Raw genomic sequence first — 223 nt, 5'->3', positions numbered from 1 at the left:
TCAATTCAAGAGGGGGAGTTTGTTGGTATTATGGGGCCTTCTGGTTCTGGTAAAACAACATTATTAAATGTAATTTCAACGTTAGACACAGCAACGGGCGGCGTTGTTCAAATTGCAGGAACGGATATTACGAAAATGAAGCAAGGTGAACTTTCTGATTTCCGTTCACAAAAGTTAGGGTTCATTTTCCAAGACTTTAATTTATTAGAGAACTTATCTATTT

1 protein-coding gene is annotated in these 223 nt (G+C 36.8%); it reads left to right on the top strand.

The annotated features are described in order from the left end of the window. Window positions 1-223: ATP-binding cassette domain-containing protein (locus tag MR170_RS32905; RefSeq protein WP_242310783.1), on the top strand; the 223-nt coding region annotated here is incomplete at both ends.

It is taken from the genome of Bacillus cereus group sp. BfR-BA-01524, assembly GCF_022662595.1.
In the GTDB taxonomy this organism is placed as follows: domain Bacteria; phylum Bacillota; class Bacilli; order Bacillales; family Bacillaceae_G; genus Bacillus_A; species Bacillus_A thuringiensis_S.
Note: the sequence above shows the minus strand (reverse complement) of the source record. Positions and strands in the feature narration are given on the sequence as shown.